The organism is Spiroplasma endosymbiont of 'Nebria riversi' (assembly GCF_018831625.1).
GTDB lineage: Bacteria > Bacillota_I > Bacilli_A > Mycoplasmatales > Nriv7 > Nriv7.
On record NZ_CP065193.1, the window covers coordinates 1,314,679 to 1,335,682 of the forward strand.

Sequence of the window (21,004 nt, forward strand, 5' to 3'; positions counted from 1 at the left end):
ACCTTACTTTGCCTTCGTCCTCTCAATAGCCTCCATTACCTCCTCGGATATACCATCATCAATATCAGAACCAATTTCTAAACTACACAAACTAATAACTACTTGATGAGCAATATTAATTCGCATCCGATTAAATAATTGAGCTGATTCATCAATATATGCATGTAATGGATTTGACTGTCCATAGCCTCGTAAATAAATTCCTGTTCTTAATTTACTAGAACCATCAATATGTTCTGTCCAATGATGATCAAAAGCTTGTAAAATAATTTGATTTTCAATTTTTCATAACATCGCTTCTGGAATATTTTCAATAGTTTTCTCATAGTGATTAAAAATTACCCGACCAATTGTTAAAACAGTATCATGCCGTGTCATTGATCGTAATTCTTTAGCATCTAATTCATGATTACTATTAATTAACTTTGTTTCTAAACTTTTTACTAAACTAACAAAATCAATCATAATTTCTTTATTAATCTCTTTTGTAAAAATATCCAATAAATCACCACTAACAGTAAAAATCATTCTTTCAACTAATGGAGCATAAACCTTAGTTTGTAAAATTGCATCGCGTTGTTCATACATTACTTCTCTTTGCTGAGCTAAAATATTATCATAATCCAACAAATTCTTTCTAGTATCAAAGTTTAATCCTTCAACTTTTTTCTGAGCATTAGTAATACTTCGTGATAACAATTTTGATTGAATATGGTCATCGCCTAAACAACTAAATAATCCTTGTAATTTTTTACTACCAAAACGAAGCATTAATTCATCCTCTACTGAAAGATAAAATCGTGAATAACCCGGGTCTCCTTGACGCCCCGATCTACCTCGTAACTGATTATCAATTCTTCTCGTTTCATTTCGTTCCGTACCTAAAACAGCCAAACCACGTAAGGCAATAACGCCATCACCTAATTTAATATCAGTACCTCTTCCGGCCATATTGGTAGCGATTGTAACAGCCCCAATTTGTCCCGCACCAGCAATAATTTCTGCTTCTTGAACATGATTTCGCGCATTCAAAACATTATGAGCTATTTTAGCTTCTTTTAAAATGTTTGATACTTCCTCAGATGTTGTAATTGATGCTGTTCCAATTAATATTGGTTGCCCTTTGGTATGTCGTTCTTTAACTTCTTTAAGTAAAGCCTTATATTTAGAACTTTGTGATGCAAAAACTAAATCCGTATCATCTTTTCTCACAATCGGAAGATTAGTAGGAATTTCCATTACTCGCATATTATAAATCTTAATAAACTCTTCTTCTTCTGTTTTTGCTGTTCCTGTCATCCCGCTCAATTTATTATATAAGCGAAAGAAATTTTGATAAGTAATCGTTGCAAGCGTCGTTGTTTCATGTTCAATAGTAACTGCTTCTTTAGCTTGTAATGCTTGTTGTAAACCATCACTATAAGCTCTTCCTGGCATTAACCGCCCCGTAAATTGATCAACTAAAATTATTTCATCATTTTGAGTAACATATTCAATCCCATTCGTAAAAACATGAACAGCTTTTAAAGCATTTAAAATATGATGGAATAATTCTGATTGCTCCAAACTAAACAATTTTTTAACACCAAAATGTTTTTCTGCCTTTTTAACACCAGATATTGTCAGAGCCACCTGCTTAGTTTCTAAATCAATTTTAATATCTGCCTTTTTATCCAAACTCTTAGCAAACCGGTCAGCATTTTCATATAAAGGTTCACGACTTTTAGAACCACCAGAAATAATCAACGGTGTTCTTGATTCATCAATTAAAACTGAATCCGCCTCATCAACAATTGCAAAATTCAACCCGCGTTGGACTTTTTCACCATAAGTATGCACCATATTATCTCTTAAATAATCAAATCCTAATTCCGAGTTAGTAGTATATGTAACATCACACAAATAAGCTTTTCGCTTTTGATCATTACTTAAATCTCTTAAATTAACACCAACTGTTAAACCCAAAAATCCTAACACCGCTCCATTAATTTCAGCATCACGCTGTGCTAAATATTCATTAACAGTAACAATATGAACGCCATTACCAAGTAAAGCATTCAAATACATTGGCATAATCGCTGTTAAAGTTTTTCCTTCCCCGGTTCGCATTTCCGCAACATCGCCATTATGTAAAACAATACCACCTTCTAACTGAACAGCAAAAGCATATAATCCCGAAACTCTTCTCGTTGCTTCGCGCGCCACAGCAAAAGCTTCAATTAAAATATCATCTATAGTGGCACCCGCTTCCAATCGCTTTTTAAATTCATTAGTTTTATTTTTTAAACTATCAGCGGATAATTCTTGCATTTCTAAATCTAGATTTAAAATTTCTTGAACATCAGCTCTAATGCTTTTTAAAACACTTTTATATTTATTAAAAAACTTCATATATATCGCTCCAGTTTCTAATTTCTCGCATATAACATTATTAATTTTATCATACTTTAAAATACTAATAAAATCTTTAATAAACAAAAAAATTGATTAATTTCAGTTTTTTATAAAATATGTTAATTTAATTAATATTATTTAATAACCGATATGTCTCTTCACAAATCATTAATTCCTCATTAGTTCGAATCGCATAAATCGCCACCGAACTCAAATCATTAGATATTTGTAAATAATCATCATATGATTGGTTATTCTTACCACGATTATAATCTAACGCCATAGTTTTAATATTTTTAATAATCATTTCTCGAATTAAAGCACTATTTTCACCAACACCAGCCGTAAAAACAATCGCATCAACCTTATTATCCAAATCATTTTGATACTGACTAATATAATCAACAACTCTTTTAGCATATAATTCCAAGGTAAATTGTGCTTGACTATTACCATCCTTAGCAGCCTGACTAACTTCTCTCGTATCAGAAGAAATTTGACTAACTCCCAATAAACCAGATTCATTATTTAGTTTATTAACAACACCAACAATATCTAAATTTAATTGTTCAGCAATATATTGATGAATCGCTGAATCAATATCACCACTACGAGAACCCATCATTAAACCTGCTAAGGGTGTAAATCCCATTGATGTATTATATGATTTCCCATTTTTAATTGCACAAATACTAGCGCCATTTCCTAAATGACAAACAATCGCATTAATATTACTAACAGGTTTATTAATAATCAAACTTAGTTTATTAATAATATAATGATAACTAATACCGTGAAATCCATATCTTCGAACATTATAATCAGTATATCAATTATATGGTACGGGATAAATATAGTTTATTTTTGGCATTGTGGTATGAAATGTTGTATCAAAAACAGCAATATGCGGACAGTTAGCAACCGCTTGAAATGCTTTTAAAGCACTTAACCCCGCAGAATTATGTAACGGTGCCAACTTAATATTTTCAGCAATTATCTTTGTAATGTCATCATTAACAAGGGCACTTTCTTTGATTTTTTCACCGCCATGAACAATGCGATGCCCCACAGCAATAATTTCATTAAAATTTTGAATCACATTTTGTGATTTTAAAAGTTCTAAAATAACTTCTGCGGCCACATTATGATTTGATAACGGGGTATCGCTAACAAATTCATTATTATTATATTTAATCGTCGTTTTACCATCAACAAAAATTCTTTCTGCTAACCCCTTACAAATTGTATTAAATTCTTTATTTGTTGTTATTTCATATAACTGAAACTTAATTGAACTTGAACCAGCATTAATAACTAAAATTTTTTTCTTTAAATTAGATAGCATCATTTTATTTCCCTTCATTAATATTTTAAATTGATCTTCAAGCTGTTAAAATCGCTGTCAAATAAATATCTTTCACTGTTGACCCGCGTGATAAATCACTAACAACTTGATTTAAACCTAAAATCATTGGTCCAACAGCATGATATTGCCCTAATCGTTCAGCAATTTTATAACCAATATTACCAGCATCTAAATTAGGAAATACAAAAATATCCGCACTACCTTTCATCTTTGAATAAGGCATTTTTTTCATTCGTACTTCTTCTAACAAAGCACTATCAAACTGCATCTCACCCTCAATTAAAGCATCTAAATTTTCTTTTTGTAATATCTTTGTTGCTTCTTGAACTTTAATAACCGAATCACTAGTAGCGCTATTAGCAGTAGAAAAAGATAACATTGCTACTTGTGGCGATGTTATGCCCAATTTATGAGCTAAATTAATTGCTGATTTTGTAATACTTACTAATTGTTCAGTAGTAGGGTCAATATTTAAAGAAATATCAGTAAATACATACCGTTGATTATCTTTAACTAGTAAATTAGCACTTGATGCAATGGCTACATCTTTTGTTGTTTTAATAATTTGTAATGCAGGGACTAAAATATTTTTTGTTGCATACTCAATCCCCCCTAACAAACAATCAGCATTATTATTCTTTAATTGCATTGTTGCAAAATAGTTAGTTTCTTGAACTAATTCGTGAGCTTTTTCTAAAGTAATTTTATTTTTACGCATTGTAAACAACTGTTGGGCTAATTCATCAGTTAAACTATCATCAATCGCAATCGTTTTAATACCTGCTCCTAACAAACTTTTAGGAATATCTATCTTATTTTCAAAACATAAAATTGGTTCAATATAATTATCACTTTTTAATTTGAGTGCTACTTCTTGAATTTTTGAATTGGTACCCTCAGAAAAAATTAACCGGCGTTTATTATCCAATGATTGTAATTCGATTTTCGCTTTTTCTAATAATTCTTGTAACATCTCTAGTCTCCTCTATATGTATTTTCCACCATTAATGCTATCATAACACTAAACAAAATAAAAATTAAAACGAAATAACGGTGAAAAACAATGAAAGTTATTGATGATGCCCTTCACAAAATTGAATATACAATTAAAAATTCGCGTTTTATTTGTCTTATTAAATATGTTGCCACCAAAAAAGACGCCCAACAATTCATTAATCAATATTTAGACCCTAAAGCGACACGCAATCGTTATTGCTATATTACCAATATCGTTGTTTTAAACATTCGCTATTTTGGAAAAATCCTTTTAGGAAAATCACGATTAGTTCACGCCTATAAATTTGGATTACAAAAATTATTTTTAAACCTTAAACTATATGCCCTAGAAATAATTTATGAATATACAATTTCTTTCCCATACAAACACCAAAAACTAATTAATAAAATTATTAAAGAAATATCAAGGCAATATTATTAAACAATTATATATTGAACTAATTATGATTACTTTTACTAGTAATAAAAATACTTGACAACACCTATTACCTACCAATACAAAATTTGTTAAACAAACAATTATTCAAAAAAGAAAATTAAAAAATGATTAAAAAAACTACTAAAATAAACAAAAAAACGGTAAAATATTAGCATACCTAAAAAATAAGGAGCTTATTAATGGAAAAACATCCTGCGGTTAAAGAAATTTTATTTACCCATCAACAAATAATTGAACGAACTAAAGCTTTAGCATTAGAAATTAGTAAATACTATCAAGCTAACGACTCAACAATTATTCTTTTAGGAATTCTTAAAGGATGTATTCCCTTTTTAGCTGAATTTATTAGTCACTTAACAATTGAATGTGAAATTGACTTTATGGCGATTGCTTCTTTCCGCGGCGGAACCGAAGCTAGTAGCACACCACAAATTATTATGGACATTAACCAAGATATTACTAATCGTGATATTTTAATTATTGAAGATATCATTGAAAGTGGTGCCAGTTTACTAACCATCAAAGAATATTTATTTCTAAAAGGAGCTAAAACCGTAAAAATGGTAACATTACTAGACAAAACTAAAGGAAGAAAGGTAGAACTTAACGCTGATTGAACCGGTTTTAAAGCCCCCCAAGAATTTCTTATTGGTTATGGTCTTGATTATCAAGAAAAACTCCGTAACTTACCTTATGTTGCCATTGCTGATATGGAAAAAATAGCCCTCCTAGAAAAACAATAATTTCTTTTAATTTTGTAGAAAACTCTTGATATTTATTGAATATACTTAATTTTAGGTATATTTTTAATATGATAGAGTGGATAGGTTACAATAAGTTGGACCATATTTATGTGGACTTTCAAATAAAATAAAATTATTAAGAAAGTAGGGGGTAAAAATGGGGAAAAACTCATATTCAAATGAATTTAAAAAACAAATTGTCATGCTTTATCAAAACGGAAAAAGCGTTGTTGAAATTATTAAAGAATACGGGATTTCAAAATCAGCCGTATATCAGTGAATTGAAAATTTTAATAATTTTGGGTCATTTAAAGTGCAAGATAATCACACTGTTGAAGAAAATGAATTAATTTACTTGCGAAAAGAAAACCAACAATTACGAATGGAAAATGACATTTTAAAGCAAGTAGCGCTGATAATTGGCAAAAAATAGGAATTATTAACAATAATAAAGAAAAATATTCCGTGCTAAAAATGTGTCAAATATTAAAAATAGCAAAATCAACATATTTTTATCAAACTAATAATTGTGTTAAGTATGATTTTAATAATTATGAAGAAGAAGTTATCAGTGCATTTAATAAAAGTCGTAAAATTTATGATGCTCGTAAAATTAAAGCTGTTTTAATGAGAAAAGATATTATCTTATCACGTCGAAAAATCAGATTACTTATGATCAAAAATAATTTGGTTTCTAAATACACCAAATTAAAATATCGTAATCATAAAACAATGGTTAATAATGATCAAATTAGTAATGTTTTAAATCGTCAATTTAATAACAAAAAACCTAATGAAGTTGTTGTTAGTTATTTAACATATGTGCAAGTTGGAGGAAAATGACATTATATTTGTTTATTAATTGACTTGTTTAATCGAAAAATAATTGGCTATAGTGCCAGACCAAACAAAACCGCTGAACTAGTTCAACAAGCTTTTCATAAAATAACACGACCATTAAATAAAATAACTTTATTTCATACTGATCGTGGTAATGAGTTCAAAAATAAAATCATTGATGAAATTTTAATAACCTTTAATATTAAAAGATCATTGAGTGCGAAGGGTTGTCCTTATGACAATGCTGTGGCTGAAACAACTTACAAAACCTTTAAAACGGAATTTATTGAGGGTAAAAAATTTGAAAATTTAACATAATTAAAATACGAATTATTTGATTTTGTTAATTGATACAATAATCTTAGAATACATGGCAGTTTAAATTATTTAACGCCTGTTGAGTTTAGAAAATGACAGTCTACATAAAAAGTGTCCAAAAAAGGGTTGCCATACCATAATTAAGAAGGAAAACAAAAATATTTTTTAATTTTGTAGAAAACTCTTGATATTTATTGAATATACTTAATTTTAGGTATATTTTTAATATGATAGGGGTGGATAATAATTATGGAAAAAATAATTCAAGAACTAGTAAATATTTTAACAGATGATCAATTTTTAGAATTTTATGAAAAAGTCAAACAACAAGCAGAATTAATAAAAAAAAACAAAAACGTTTAAATGAAATTGATCAAAAATTTAGAGCACATGGTATTAAATGCCCTAAATGTGAATCTTACCATCGCGTTAAAAATGGACATAATTCAGAAGGAAAACAAAAATATTTATGTAAAAATTGCCGTGCAAGTTTTGATGCTTGTCGTAATTATTTTATTTATTGAAGTCATTTAAATTATGAACAATGAAATTTATTGATTCAAATTTCATTGCTGGGGCAATCTAGTAAAACAATTTCTCGTTTTATTAAAACTACATTAAAAACTTCTTGATATAATAGTCAAAAATTAATGAAATCAAAACAATTAGAAAATACCCAATTAAAATTTAAAAAATTATCTGGTAAAATCCAAATCGATGAAACATTTATTAAAGAAATTCATAAAGGAAATTTCAAACATAAAACTGATCCACGAAGAATTCACCTTGACCCATTCGCAACTAATACTAAATGCTGTATTCAAATGGCTGTTGATAACAACAACAATATTTATGTTAAATCCACAAACACCAAACGTTTACAAAAACAATGAGTTATTGAAAATATGAACAAAGAATTAATTAACCAAAATTCAATTATTACTTCTGATATGCAAAAATTATATTTTTTAGTAGCAAAACAAACAAATTCTACTTTATGTGTAACTAAAACAACAATTAATCCTGAAGCTAGTTATCGTAACTTAAATAAAATCAGTAAATTACAATCTAGCCTTAAAGAAGCCTTAATTCATTATCATGGTTTAGGTTTTACTAATATTCAAAATTATTTAAATCTCTGAAAATGAAAATACCAACATAAGGGTTTAACTCCAAACCAACAAACAGCGGTATTATATTTTAATGTATAAAAAATTAAAGTAAAAATAGTAATTTTACATAAAATCCTTTTAAAATTATCAAGTTGATGATTTTTTTTTATTTTATCAAGATTTTTCGACAAAATTAAAAATAATTTCTCTAAACAAAAATACCTAACATTGTACAATGTTAGGTATTTTAATTAAATTATTACTTTATTCACAATTCAATCCCTAAAAAAGCAATAAACAAACTACCTACCAAATATGTTAACGCCAGGGTAACAAGAAAATAAAATAGCAACGCCTCATGAGGTTTTTTAGGATTCAAAATGTTATTTCATAACACAGCACTAGTTCCCAAACTAGAAAACAAAAAAGTAATTAAATAAATCGCAATTTTAATTAAATGAATTGATAACGCCATATTCACAAATAAACTCCCTCCTGCTAAAAATTAGTCATCTTAGTATGCCGATCTTTTGCTAACTGTAATAAATGATCTTTCGCTTTATCATCATATTCAATATAATCAGTTAAAATTTTAACTTCTTTCTTTGTTGAATATAATATTCCCGAAGAAATAAGTAACTTATAAGTTTTTTTATGTTGTTTAACAAACATTTGTGCTATTTCTAAATTAGCAACAATAGGGGTATGTTGTTCTAAAATTCCAATATAACCTTCAGTAGTTTTAACAGTTACAATTTCAACATCATCATCAAAGAAAATTCCTAATGGTGTTATAATTTTTAGTTTTATCGCCATTATTTTAACCCTCTGCTAATTCTTTAGCCTTAGCGCTCGCCTCTTCAATGCTACCAACAAACAAAAACGCTTGTTCTGGTAATTTATCGTGTTTACCAGCTAATATTTCTTTAAAACCTTGAATCGTTTCTGCTATTGGAACATAACTACCTTTCATTCCCGTAAATTTTTCAGCAACCGAAAATGACTGGGATAAAAAATTCCGAATCTTTCTAGCACGATTAACAAGCAATTTATCTTCATCTGATAATTCTTCCATTCCCAAAATTGCAATAATATCTTGTAATTCTTTAAATCTTTGTAAAATTTGTTGCACTTTTCTAGCAACTTGATAATGTTCTTGTCCAACAACTTCTGGATCTAATAACCGCGAAGAAGAACTTAAAGGGTCAATCGCTGGATAAATTCCTAAAGCCGCAATACTACGATCTAATACCGTTCTAGCATCTAAATGACTAAAAGTAGTTGCTGGCGCCGGATCGGTTAAATCATCAGCGGGAACATAAATTGCTTGCACCGATGTAATTGAACCTTTTTTTGTTGAAGTAATTCTTTCTTGTAAAGCCCCCATTTCTGTTGCTAAAGTTGGCTGATAGCCTACTGCTGAAGGCATTCTTCCTAATAAAGCCGAAACTTCACTTCCAGCCTGCGTAAAACGAAAAATATTATCAATAAACAATAACACATCTTGATTTTGCTCATCACGAAAATACTCAGCCATTGTTAATCCTGTTAATGCCACTCGCATTCTTGCGCCCGGAGGTTCATTCATTTGCCCAAAAACTAATGCCGTTTTATTAATAACATTAGCTTCAATCATTTCATAATATAAATCATTCCCTTCACGAGTTCGTTCACCAACACCAGCAAAAACAGAAATTCCACCATGTTCTTTAGCAATGTTATTAATTAATTCTTGCACCAAAACCGTTTTACCAACACCAGCTCCACCAAAAAGACCAATCTTACCACCACGAGCATATGGAACTAACAAATCAATCACTTTTATTCCCGTCTCTAAAATTTCTGCTGTTGTGCTTTGTTCTTCATAACTCGGAGCAATACGATGAATCGGCATTCTTCTTGTTCCTTTGGGAATTATTGAGCCATCTAACGGTTCACCTAAAACATTAAAAATTCTTCCTAAAGTTTCTTTTCCTACGGGAACCATAATTGCTTTTCCGGTATCCACCGCTTTTAAACCTCTAGTTAATCCTTCTGTTGGCCCCATTGAAATTGTTCTCACAATATCATCGCCTAATGATTGCATTACTTCAACAACTAACTTTTCACCATTATTATCAATTTCCACAGCATTATACAAATTAGGTAAATTGTTATGCGAAAAACGAATATCAATAACTGGTCCTAAAATTTGAATAACTTTACCTTCATTATGCTTTTGTTTTTCAACTTTTTTCATAATTGTCCCCTTTCCTAATTTGTACTATCAGCCGCAGCAATAATTTCCGCAATCTCTTGCGTTATTTTAGCTTGACGAGAACGATTATATTGCAATGTTAAATTATCTTTCAACTCATTAGCATTATTAGTAGCATTTTCCATTGCTAACCTTCTTGATGCTTGTTCCGATACTTGCGATTCACTAATGGCACTATAAATAATAGTATTTAAATATAATAAAATTGTTGTTTCTAATACCGTTTGGGCATCCGGTTCAAACTCAAACAATGAATTTTGCTGAGTATTAATTTTAGCAATCGGTAACACTTGCAATGTCCTTGGTTGAAACAAAATATTATTAATAAATTTTGTATAAACTAATTTAATCCGTTCAATTTCTTTATTATTAAACATACTTAAAACTTGAAAGCCAATTTCTTGTGCTTGATGATATTCAAAATTTAAATCTAAATTAGAATAACTACTAATGACATTATAACCACGATTTTGATAATAACTAATCCCTTTCGCACCAATTACAATTAATAAATCACTTTTTTTAATTTCTGGGATGACTAATTTATGAATATTATAGTTATAACCAGCACAAAGACCAATATTAGAATTAATAATAATTCATACTGTTCGAAAATGGGAACCAGCATCTTTTTGTAAATACATAGAATCATTAGTATTACTAATAATATGATGAAAAACATCATACATTTCTTCACTATAAGGTCTAATCTCTTGAATTCTTTTACTAGCTTTTTTCAATTTTGCTGTCGATACTAATTGTAAAGCACGAGAAATTTTACCAATCGTATTAATTGTTTGAATACGATTTTTAATCCGAAAATCTTGTGGCATAACTATTAATGACGACCTTTTTTAACTTTAATTTTACCTTGAATCAATAACAATTCTCATTGCTCTTTTGTCCCAAAACTAGTAATTTCATATTTATCAATTTTACTAACTAAATGATAAACTACTTTAATAATTTCCGTGTCAACTTTACTTTTTAATTCTTTAGAAAAGGCTTTAACCTTTTTTAATTCTTGATATATCTTATGAGCTTCTTTATTTTTTTTAAAATAATTAATAATATTTTCTTTAAACAATAAAATCTTATTCAAAGGAACCCATTGAATTCTTCGTAAATTAATTGCTAATAACAAAATTGCTTGATTAGTTTGTGATAATGGGCTATATTGTGTTTGTTTTAAAATATCAATTGCTCGTTGTCCATGTTCTAAAACTCTTTTTGTCATCTCATCTAAGTCCGGACCAAATTGGGCAAAAGCTTGTAATTCATTATATTGTGCTAATTCTAACTTTAATGTTCCCACAACCTGCTTAATGGCCTTAATTTGCGCAGCACTACCAACTCGCGAAACCGAAAGTCCAAGGTCAACAGCGGGACGAATCCCTGCATTAAATAATTGACTAGTTAAAAAAATTTGACCATCCGTAATAGAAATAACATTTGTCGGAATATAAGCTGAAATATCACCAGCTTGCGTTTCAATAATTGGTAACGCTGTAATTGAACCATTACCATTATCTTTATTTAATCTTGCTGCTCGTTCTAATAATCGTGAATGCAAGTAAAAAACATCACCCGGATATGCTTCTCGTCCTGGTGGTCTTCGTAACAACAAGGCTATTGTCCGATATGCAACCGCATGCTTACTTAAATCATCATAAACAATTAAAACATCTTTCCCTTGTTCCATTCACTCCTCAGCAATAGTAACACCCGTATATGGTGCTAAATATTGTAATGGTGCTAATTCACTGGCCCCGGCAGCAACAATTGTCGTATAACTCATTGCTCCCGTTTGTTTTAATCGTTCCACAATTTGGGCAACAGTAGAAGATTTTTGACCAATGGCAACATAAACACAATTAACATCTTTCCCTTTTTGATTCAAAATCGTATCAATCGCAATGGCGGTTTTACCAGTTTGGCGATCACCAATAATTAATTCTCGTTGTCCTTTACCAATAGGAATCATCGCATCAATTGCTAAAATACCTGTTTGTAATGATTCATCAACTGATTGTCGCTTCATAACCCCCGGGGCAATTCTTTCAACAGGGCGTTTCTTTTTACTTTTAATCGCTCCTTTACCATCAATCGGTTGTCCTAAGGCATTAACAACTCTTCCTAGTAACTCATCACCAACAACAGTTTCAACAACTTGTTTCGTGCGTTTAACAGCATCGCCTTCCTTAATATAAGTATCATCACCCATTAAAACAACACCGACAGCATCTTCTTCTAAGTTTAAAACCATTCCATAAACATCATTATCAAAAAGTAATAATTCACCGAGCATCGCTTTATCTAAACCATGAAGCACAGCAATTCCATCACCGACGCTAATAACACTCCCTTCTTCACTTAATTCCATCTTTTTACCATAATGTTTAATTTGACTTTTAATTACATCAGCAATTTCATTTACCTTAAATGACATCAATATCACCTGCCTTACTTATTTTCAATATCTCGTTTCATTGCTAATAATCGTCCTTTTATTGAACCATCAAAAATTTGATCTTGAACTTTTACTTTTATACCCGCAATTAAACTAAGATCAATTTTATTAATTAATTCCACTTTTTGTTGTAAAATTTTTCCAATTTTCTTCTCAATTTTATCAATAATTTCTTCTTGCAATTTTATCGTTGAAAAAACAATCCCATAAAAAACATTTGCTCTTTCATTGCACAGATTACGAAACACTTTAAGAATTAATCTTACTTGCCGAAAATTATTGCGATCAATTAATAATTTAAAAAAATTAACAAAAATATCATTAGCTTTATCTTTAAAAATTTTATCAATAATCTTTTTTTGCTTTTGTTTTTCTAAATTATGTGTTGACAAAATATCAATAATTCGTGGATATTCAAAAAATAATTTAATTAAATGAATTGATTGCCTTAACATAATGTCAAGTTGTTTTTCTTCCTGTCCCAGCTTTAGTAGTGCTAATGCTCAATTTTGGGTCATTAAACTAACTCCTAATCTAATTGTTTAATAAAATCATCAATCAAAACTTCATTTTGTTTACGATCAATCTCTCTTTCCAAAATATTTTGTGCCATATTAAAAGCAACATCAATAATCTCTTGACGAATGTTTTCTTCCGCTTTAATCCGCTCTTTTAAAATATCTCTTTGCGACTGTTCATCTATTAACTTCGCCTCAATGCTCGCTTGATTAATAATTTCTTGTCTTTGCGTTAAAGCTTCCGCTTTAGCATCATCAATAATTTGTTGTGATTGCATTTTAGAATCCTTTAATAACGAATTAGCTTCTGTTTCATACTTTGTTGCTTGTGTTTGTTTCCTAATCGCATCATCAATTAAATCTTTAATAATACTTCTTCGTTTTCGCATTAATTGTTTAAAAGGTTTATAAAGAAAAAAACCTAAAACAACTAATAAAACAACAGTTGCTAAAATATGAGCAATGAATACCCACACATTAGGAAATAATTGATTAATAATATTTTCTTGTTCAATTTTATAAAAAATTGCTAAATTACTTAACAACATCTAATCTTATTCCTTACGTAACAAATATTAAAATTAAAGCAATAACAAGACTATAAATAGCACCAGTTTCTGCAATGGCACAACCGATAATTAACATTGTTCTAATCTTACCATTAGCTTCTGGATTTCTTCCTACCGCCTCAGCAGCTTTACCTGCAGCATAACCTTGACCAATCCCCGCACCAAAACAACCTAAAACAGCAATCCCTGCTCCAATAAATTTGCCTCATGAAGCATCACCACTAGCCAAAATTGTTCCAACAGTATTAATACTATTTATTATTTCCACACTCATCATCTATTTATCCTCCTTCTAGATATTATTGGTATGGCTACCCTTTTTTGGACACTTTTTATGTAAACTGTCATTTTCTAAATTCAACAGGCGTTAAATAATTTAAACTGCCATGTATTCTAAGATTATTGTATCAATTAACAAAATCAAATAATTCGCATTTTAATTGTGTTAAATTTTCAAATTTTTTACCCTTGATAAATTCCGTTTTAAAAGTTTTGTAAGTTGTTTCAGCCACAGCATTGTCATACTTTTAATATTAAAGGTTATTAAAATTTCATCAATGATTTTATTTTTGAACTCATTACCACGATCAGTATGAAATAAAGTTATTTTATTTAATGGTCCTGTTATTTTATGAAAAGCTTGTTGAACTAGTTCAGCGGTTTTGTTTGGTCCAGCACTATAGCCAATTATTTCTCGATTAAACAAGTCAATTAATAAACAAATATAATGTCATTTTCCTCCAACTTGCACATATGTTAAATCACTAACAACAACTTCATTAGGTTTTTTGTTATTAAATTGACGATTTAAAACATTACTAATTTGGTCATTATTAACCATTGTTTTATGATTACGATATTTTAATTTGGTGTATTTAGAAACCAAATTATTTTTGATCATAAGGAATATGATTTTTCGACGTGATAATATAATATCTTTTCTCATTAAAAAAGCTTTAATTTTACGAGCGCCATAAATTTTACGAATTTTATTAAATGCGCTGATAACTTCTTCTTCATAATTATTAACATCATACTTAACACAATTATTAGTTTGATAATAATATGTTGATTTTGCTATTTTTAATATTTGACACATTTTTAGCGCGGAATATTTTTCTTTATTATTGTTAATAATTCCTATTTTTTGCCAATTATCAGTGCTGCTTGCTTTAAAATGTCATTTTCCATTCGTAATTGTTGGTTTTCTTTTCGCAAGTAAATTAATTTATTTTCTTCGACAGTGCAATTATTTTGCACTTTAAATGACCCAAAATTATTAAAATTTTCAATTCACTGATATACGGCTGATTTTGAAATTCCGTATTCTTTAATAATTTAAACAATGCTTTTTCCGTTTTGATAAAGCATGACAATTTGTTTTTTAAATTCATTTGAATATGAGTTTTTCCCCATTTTTATCTTTCTACTTTCTTAATAATTTTATTTTATTTGAAAGTCCATATAAATATGGTCCAACTTATTGTAACCTATCCATATTAAATATTTTGTGAACTAAATGAAACAATTATCCATCAGCCCCACGCGTATTAATAGCGCCTTCTTTACTAACGGGTTTTTCATCACCAATTTCTAATTTTCAATAAACTAATGTTAAAATTGAAAAAATAACCGCTTGAATAATACCAAAAAAGATATCAAAGTAAAAATGAAAAAATGGTGCTAAAAATCCTGCTAAAAAATTCACTTGACCAATAATTGGGACTTGTCGGGAAATTAAATCACTAAATTGATATAACAACGCCATAATAATAGTGCCACCTAAAATATTTCCAAAAAGTCGAAATGAAATGGAAACTAATGGCACAAATTGCGTTAACAATTCTAATGGATTTAAATATCGTTTAAAAAAAGCTAATCTTTGAAATTTAATGCCAAAAATATAAATCCCCACAAATGTTACTAATCCCATCGCAAATGTTGTTGTATATGATGTCACCTGCGATTCAAAGCCAACAATTGATAACAAATTACCAACAATAATATATGACAACAAATATAAAAAATATAATGTTAATCATTTAAAACTTGGTCCTAAAATACTAATAACTAAATTTTCAACACTTTTAACACAAAGTTCCACAATTAATACTAATCCTCGTGGTTCATCTTTAGGATCAAGTTTTTTTACTTTAAAAAAGTATATTAAAGTAATCATAGTAATTATTAAAGTTGTTAAAATAATCGTTGTTATTTGCGGAACAAGTTTTCACGGATCTCATAATTCAAAACTTGCATACATCTTAAGATTCATCCTTCAAGTTCCTCTTTTCTATCAAAGCATTATACATATTAACAATTAAAGTTGCAAGAAAAGCAAGTATTAAACCAAAAATACTACTAAAAATATTAAAATATTCATTAAATAGCATAATAATCAAAACAGGAATTAAATATAATAATACTCGAAATAAAAAAAGTAGCTTTATTCCTAATTTATTAATTGATTGACCGCTTTGGATCGTATACGAAGTTAAAAAAATTAATAACAAATAATTTAATAAACTAAAAATACTTGTTGTAACAAAACCAGTAATCAAATTTCAAGACAAATAATTAATTATAGTAAAAATTGTTGTTACTAATAGTCCAATAAAAATTAACAACCCAAAAACAATCATTATTTTTTTTTCATATTTCCAATTAATATTTTTCATTATAACTATCTACTGTGTATCAAAATAGCGGTCTCCTGCATCACCAAGACCCGGAACAATATAACCATTTTCATTAAGCTTCTCATCAACTGCTGCTGTATAAATATTAATATCAGGATGGGCTTTTTCCAGTTTTGCAATTCCTTCTGGGGCAGCTAATAAACAAATAAACTTAATATTATGTGATACTTTCCATTGTTTAACAATATCAATTGCAGCTATTGCCGTGCCACCCGTTGCTAACATTGGATCTAAAATTACTGTATAACTATTTTTCACATTATTAGGTTTTTTTTCTAAATACTTCTTAGGTTGCAAAGACTTTTCATCACGATAAATACCAATATGACCAATTTTAGCATTAGGAACCAATCCTAAGATTCCATCAACCATTCCTAAACCCGCCCTTAAAACCGGAACAAGAATAATATCTTGAGCAACTTTTTTACCAGTAGTGGCCGCCATTGGTGTTTCAATTGAAATTTCTTGTAACTTCAAATCCTGAAAAACTTCATAAGCCATTAACCGCGTAATTTCATTAACATTTTCTTTAAAAATCTTACTATCGGTATCTTTTTTTCGTAACCTTGTTAACTTATCATCAATTAAAGGATGTTTAATAATAAATAGTGCCATATTGTTTCACTCCTATTAAGAATTATACTACTTTCTTATATTTTTAGTAATAAAAAATAATTTTAATTTTGTCGAAAGCTCTTGATAAAATAAAAAAAATCATCAACTTGATAATTTTAAAAGGCTTTTATGTAAAATTACTATTTTTACTTTAATTTTTTATACATTAAAATATAATACCGCTGTTTGTTGGCTTGGAGTTAAACCCTTATGTTGGTATTTTAATTTTCAGAGATTTAAATAATTTTGAATATTAGTAAAACCTAAACCATGATAATGAATTAAGGCTTCTTTAAGACTAGATTGTAATTTACTGATTTTATTTAAGTTACGATAATTAGCTTCAGGATTAATTGTTGTTTTAGTTACACATAAAGTAGAATTTGTTTGTTTTGCTACTAAAAAATATAATTTTTGCATATCAGAAGTAATAATTGAATTTTGGTTAATTAATTCTTTGTTCATATTTTCAATAACTCATTGTTTTTGTAAACGTTTGGTGTTTGTGGATTTAACATAAATATTGTTATTATTATCAACCGCCATTTGAATACAGCATTTAGTATTAGTTGCTAATGGGTCAAGGTGAATTCTTCGTGGATCAGTTTTATGTTTGAAATTTCCTTTATGAATTTCTTTAATAAATGTTTCATCGATTTGGATTTTACCAGATAATTTTTTAAATTTTAATTGGGTATTTTCTAATTGTTTTGATTTCATTAATTTTTGACGATTATATCAAGCAGTTTTTAATGTAGTTTTAATAAAACGAGAAATTGTTTTACTAGATTGCCCCAGCAATGAAATTTGAATCAATAAATTTCATTGTTCATAATTTAAATGACTTCAATAAATAAAATGATTACGAAAAGCGTCAAAAATTGCATGGCAATTTTTACATAAATATTTTTGTTTTCCTTCTGAATTATGTCCATTTTTAACGCAATGGTAAGATTCACATTTAGAGCATTTAAAGTACCTTGTGCTCTAAATTTTTGATCAATTTCATTTAAACGTTTTTGTTTTTTTATTAATTCTGCTTGTTGTTTGACTTTTTCATAAAATTCTAAAAATTGATCATCTGTTAAAGTATTTACTAGTTCTTGAATTATTTTTTCCATAATTATTACCCACCTCTGTCATATAAAAATATACCTAAAATTAAGTATATTCAATAAATATCAAGAGTTTTCTACAAAATTAAAATTTTTTTCCAATAACAAAAAAATATTCAAATTAAACCGAAAATCTTATTCCATTTAAAAATATTGAATATTCTAAAAAACTCTTATTATGAAAAGAAGCACAAGTAATTTTAACACTTATTCCTAAAATATAATCTTCTTCTCGCGCTCAAAATGATAAATCAACGGACTGTTTTGATTTACTAATGTCATCATAAGAACCAATATATTCAGTATGTACTTTATTAGGTTCATTTTTTGTTGTTTTAAATCATAATGAAGTTGGCCACTGTAAATCTATTGCCGGAACAGTTTTTCGATTATTAAAAGTTCATAACTTAATATATGAACTTTTACCAAACGAAATTAGCAGGTAATCATTACTAAATTCAAGTAGTGATTGTGCATAATTATGCCAATTTTGCAATACAAAACTTTCTTCAATTTTTAAAAATAGCCATTATTACTTTTACTCCGATTAGTAACTCGTCAACTAAAATCAGTATTAATTGCTTGCAAAGATTGGTTTAACCTCGTAATGCTAGCAACACTAGAAACGCTTAACAGAGTTGTTGAATACAATAGTAAAAATTCCCTGAAAATACATACCACCTCTTAAATTACTAAATATTATAAATTAAACTTATAATTGGTAATTTTCATATATTGGAAAATCTTTTAATAAAATACCAATTTGGTGTTTATGCTTAGCAACATTGTCTTCAGTATTACCATTTTTTTTAAGAACACTAATAATTATATTTGCTAATTGTTCAAATTCCTTTTCTTTTCAACCTCTAGTGGTCATCGCTGCTGTTCCAATCCGAATGCCACTAGTAGTCATTGGTTTTTCTTTATCAAATGGAATCATATTTTTATTACAAATAACATCAATTTGATGCAAAATATTTTCACATTCCTGCCCCGTACGATTAAATGATGTTTTAACATCAATAATCATTAAATGATTATCAGTACCACCACTAATCAATTTAACATCATGTTTTCTAAAAATATTTTCTAAAACTTTGCAATTAGCCATAATTTGCTGTTGATATGCTTTAAATTCTGGTGTTGCCGCCTCATAAAATGCTTGTGCTTTAGCAGCAATAATATGTTCTAAAGGGCCTCCTTGTTGACCTGGGAATACTGCTCGATCAATCGCTTTTGCTAATTCTTTTTTACATAAAATTGCACCGCTTCTTGGACCGCGTAATGTTTTATGTGTTGTTGTTGTTACAATATCTGCTACTACTACAGGATTTGGATGTAATCCAGCAGCAATTAAACCAGCAATATGAGCCATATCAACCATTAATAATGCTCCAACTTCATCAGCAATTTCACGAAACTTAGTAAAATCAATCGTTCTTGAATATGCACTAGCTCCCGCAACAATTAATTTTGGTTTAAGTTCTAATGCTTGTTGTCTAATTGCTTCATAATCTAATTGTTGAGTCTTTTCATCAACACCATAACCATGAAATTGATAAACAATTCCTGAGAAATTCAATTTATGTCCATGGGTTAAATGACCCCCTGCGTCTAAACTCATTGCCAAAACAATATCATTCGGCTTTAAAATCGCTTGATATGCAGCAGCATTAGCTTGACTACCAGAATGCGGTTGTACATTAGCATGCTCAGCATTAAATAAAGCCTTTAATCTTTCAATCGCTAAATTTTCACTTTTATCAACAAATTCACAACCACCATAATATCTTCTTCCCGGATATCCTTCAGCATATTTATTAGTTAATATTGAACCTGCTAATCTTAGTACAGGAAGCGAAACATAATTTTCCGAAGCAATTAATTCCACATGGCGTTGTTGTCTAATAAGTTCTTCTTTAACAACTGCTTTTAGTTCGGGATCAATATCATTTGTTTTGCGATTAATATTTTGTATTTCTGAATCAATATCAGTTATTAATGAATCAATATCCTTTTCTTCTAAACTAACATCATTTATTTGCGTATCATCTTTAAACATCTTTAATATCTCCTAATTCAATTTTTTCAACTCGTTGTTGATGACGGTTTGAAAATTTAGTATTTAAAAATTCTTCTAAAATTCAAATCGCTTTTTGAGGCGCAATAATTCTCCCTCCTAAAACTAAAATATTAGCATCATTATGTTCGCGAGCTAAGGCCGCTAACTTTGTTTCATAACATAATGCCGCTCTAATTTTCGGCATGCGATTAGCACTAATACTTATTCCAATACCTGTACCACAAATTAAAATTCCATACTTAGCATTACCATTTCCTACTTCTTTACCAACCAATTTGGCATAATCAGGATAATCCACTTGTTCTTCTTCACTATTAGTTCCTAAATCAATAACCTCATATTCATTATTTTTTAAATATTCAATAAGAGCAGTTTTTAATACATATCCAGCGTGATCACATCCAATAGCAATTTTATCTTTCATATTTATAATTCCCTCCTTCCAATAT

General features: G+C 28.9%; 22 protein-coding genes and 2 pseudogenes. 4 read left to right on the plus strand and 20 right to left on the minus strand.

Annotation, left to right across the window (positions count from 1 at the left end; genetic code table 4):
* Positions 1-3: 3 nt before the first annotated feature.
* The 3 genes from secA to I5Q57_RS08535 all read right to left on the minus strand — a co-directional run bounded on the left by secA (position 4) and on the right by I5Q57_RS08535 (position 4,733).
* Positions 4-2,391, minus strand: coding sequence for a preprotein translocase subunit SecA (gene secA / locus I5Q57_RS08525; protein WP_215826122.1), 2,388 nt, complete (start codon positions 2,389-2,391; stop codon positions 4-6).
* A 127-nt stretch (positions 2,392-2,518) separates the two neighbouring features.
* On the minus strand, positions 2,519-3,742 hold the full coding sequence (locus tag I5Q57_RS08530; protein WP_246534698.1) for an acetate kinase: 1,224 nt from the start codon (positions 3,740-3,742) through the stop codon (positions 2,519-2,521).
* Between the two features lie 22 nt (positions 3,743-3,764).
* Entirely contained in the window at positions 3,765-4,733 is a 969-nt protein-coding gene (locus I5Q57_RS08535; RefSeq protein WP_215826123.1) for a phosphotransacetylase, read from the minus strand.
* A gap of 90 nt (positions 4,734-4,823) precedes the next feature.
* Here I5Q57_RS08535 and I5Q57_RS08540 point away from each other — a divergent pair, with 90 nt between their 5' ends.
* From I5Q57_RS08540 to I5Q57_RS08555, 4 genes and pseudogenes are all read left to right on the plus strand, one after another.
* On the plus strand, positions 4,824-5,198 hold the full coding sequence (locus tag I5Q57_RS08540; protein WP_215826124.1) for a YigZ family protein: 375 nt from the start codon (positions 4,824-4,826) through the stop codon (positions 5,196-5,198).
* Between the two features lie 197 nt (positions 5,199-5,395).
* Positions 5,396-5,959 (plus strand): hypoxanthine phosphoribosyltransferase, encoded by a 564-nt coding sequence (gene hpt / locus I5Q57_RS08545; RefSeq protein ID WP_215826125.1) that lies wholly within the window; start codon positions 5,396-5,398, stop codon positions 5,957-5,959.
* Between the two features lie 157 nt (positions 5,960-6,116).
* Positions 6,117-7,225 (plus strand): annotated as a pseudogene (locus tag I5Q57_RS08550) (IS3 family transposase).
* Between the two features lie 119 nt (positions 7,226-7,344).
* Positions 7,345-8,328 (plus strand): IS1/IS1595 family N-terminal zinc-binding domain-containing protein, encoded by a 984-nt coding sequence (locus tag I5Q57_RS08555; protein ID WP_215826126.1) that lies wholly within the window; start codon positions 7,345-7,347, stop codon positions 8,326-8,328.
* 160 nt (positions 8,329-8,488) lie between these two features.
* On the opposite strand, the gene I5Q57_RS08560 is transcribed toward I5Q57_RS08555, so the two are convergent.
* From I5Q57_RS08560 to rpiB, 17 genes and pseudogenes are all read right to left on the minus strand, one after another.
* Positions 8,489-8,710: a DUF1146 family protein gene (locus I5Q57_RS08560; RefSeq protein WP_215826127.1), complete on the minus strand. Its 222-nt coding sequence runs from the start codon at positions 8,708-8,710 to the stop codon at positions 8,489-8,491.
* 17 nt (positions 8,711-8,727) lie between these two features.
* Positions 8,728-9,045 carry an ATP synthase F1 subunit epsilon gene (gene atpC, locus I5Q57_RS08565; protein WP_215826128.1) on the minus strand — a complete coding sequence of 106 codons (318 nt, stop codon included), beginning with the start codon at positions 9,043-9,045 and terminating at the stop codon, positions 8,728-8,730.
* 4 nt (positions 9,046-9,049) lie between these two features.
* Positions 9,050-10,468, minus strand: coding sequence for a F0F1 ATP synthase subunit beta (gene atpD / locus I5Q57_RS08570; protein WP_215826129.1), 1,419 nt, complete (start codon positions 10,466-10,468; stop codon positions 9,050-9,052).
* A gap of 14 nt (positions 10,469-10,482) precedes the next feature.
* Positions 10,483-11,319 (minus strand): ATP synthase F1 subunit gamma, encoded by an 837-nt coding sequence (atpG, locus tag I5Q57_RS08575; RefSeq protein WP_215826130.1) that lies wholly within the window; start codon positions 11,317-11,319, stop codon positions 10,483-10,485.
* A gap of 5 nt (positions 11,320-11,324) precedes the next feature.
* A complete protein-coding gene (atpA, locus tag I5Q57_RS08580) occupies positions 11,325-12,935 on the minus strand; it encodes a F0F1 ATP synthase subunit alpha (RefSeq protein ID WP_215826131.1) in 1,611 nt (536 codons plus the stop codon).
* A 14-nt stretch (positions 12,936-12,949) separates the two neighbouring features.
* A complete protein-coding gene (locus I5Q57_RS08585) occupies positions 12,950-13,474 on the minus strand; it encodes a F0F1 ATP synthase subunit delta (protein ID WP_215826132.1) in 525 nt (174 codons plus the stop codon).
* An 11-nt stretch (positions 13,475-13,485) separates the two neighbouring features.
* Positions 13,486-14,022 carry a F0F1 ATP synthase subunit B gene (gene atpF, locus I5Q57_RS08590; RefSeq protein WP_215826133.1) on the minus strand — a complete coding sequence of 179 codons (537 nt, stop codon included), beginning with the start codon at positions 14,020-14,022 and terminating at the stop codon, positions 13,486-13,488.
* A 13-nt stretch (positions 14,023-14,035) separates the two neighbouring features.
* Positions 14,036-14,320, minus strand: coding sequence for an ATP synthase F0 subunit C (gene atpE / locus I5Q57_RS08595; RefSeq protein ID WP_246534699.1), 285 nt, complete (start codon positions 14,318-14,320; stop codon positions 14,036-14,038).
* 55 nt (positions 14,321-14,375) lie between these two features.
* Positions 14,376-15,459, minus strand: a pseudogene (locus tag I5Q57_RS08600) (IS3 family transposase).
* Between the two features lie 112 nt (positions 15,460-15,571).
* A complete protein-coding gene (locus I5Q57_RS08605; protein WP_215826134.1) occupies positions 15,572-16,306 on the minus strand; it encodes a F0F1 ATP synthase subunit A in 735 nt (244 codons plus the stop codon).
* Position 16,307: 1 nt separating this feature from the next.
* Positions 16,308-16,721, minus strand: a complete 414-nt coding sequence (locus I5Q57_RS08610; protein ID WP_215826135.1) for an MG406 family protein — start codon at positions 16,719-16,721, stop codon at positions 16,308-16,310.
* A gap of 9 nt (positions 16,722-16,730) precedes the next feature.
* The gene (gene upp, locus I5Q57_RS08615; RefSeq protein WP_215826136.1) at positions 16,731-17,357 is read right to left on the minus strand and encodes a uracil phosphoribosyltransferase; all 627 of its coding nucleotides are present in this window, start codon (positions 17,355-17,357) and stop codon (positions 16,731-16,733) included.
* 159 nt (positions 17,358-17,516) lie between these two features.
* Complete coding sequence (locus I5Q57_RS08620) at positions 17,517-18,173, minus strand: transposase (RefSeq protein WP_215826137.1); 657 nt, start codon at positions 18,171-18,173, stop codon at positions 17,517-17,519.
* Between the two features lie 420 nt (positions 18,174-18,593).
* A complete protein-coding gene (locus I5Q57_RS08630; RefSeq protein ID WP_215826139.1) occupies positions 18,594-18,968 on the minus strand; it encodes a hypothetical protein in 375 nt (124 codons plus the stop codon).
* A 20-nt stretch (positions 18,969-18,988) separates the two neighbouring features.
* Complete coding sequence (locus tag I5Q57_RS09770) at positions 18,989-19,123, minus strand: hypothetical protein (protein WP_256444889.1); 135 nt, start codon at positions 19,121-19,123, stop codon at positions 18,989-18,991.
* A gap of 61 nt (positions 19,124-19,184) precedes the next feature.
* Positions 19,185-20,534: a serine hydroxymethyltransferase gene (gene glyA / locus I5Q57_RS08635; protein ID WP_215826140.1), complete on the minus strand. Its 1,350-nt coding sequence runs from the start codon at positions 20,532-20,534 to the stop codon at positions 19,185-19,187.
* Complete coding sequence (rpiB, locus tag I5Q57_RS08640; RefSeq protein WP_215826141.1) at positions 20,527-20,979, minus strand: ribose 5-phosphate isomerase B; 453 nt, start codon at positions 20,977-20,979, stop codon at positions 20,527-20,529. Before rpiB ends, glyA begins: the two co-directional genes overlap by 8 nt.
* Positions 20,980-21,004: the final 25 nt, after the last annotated feature.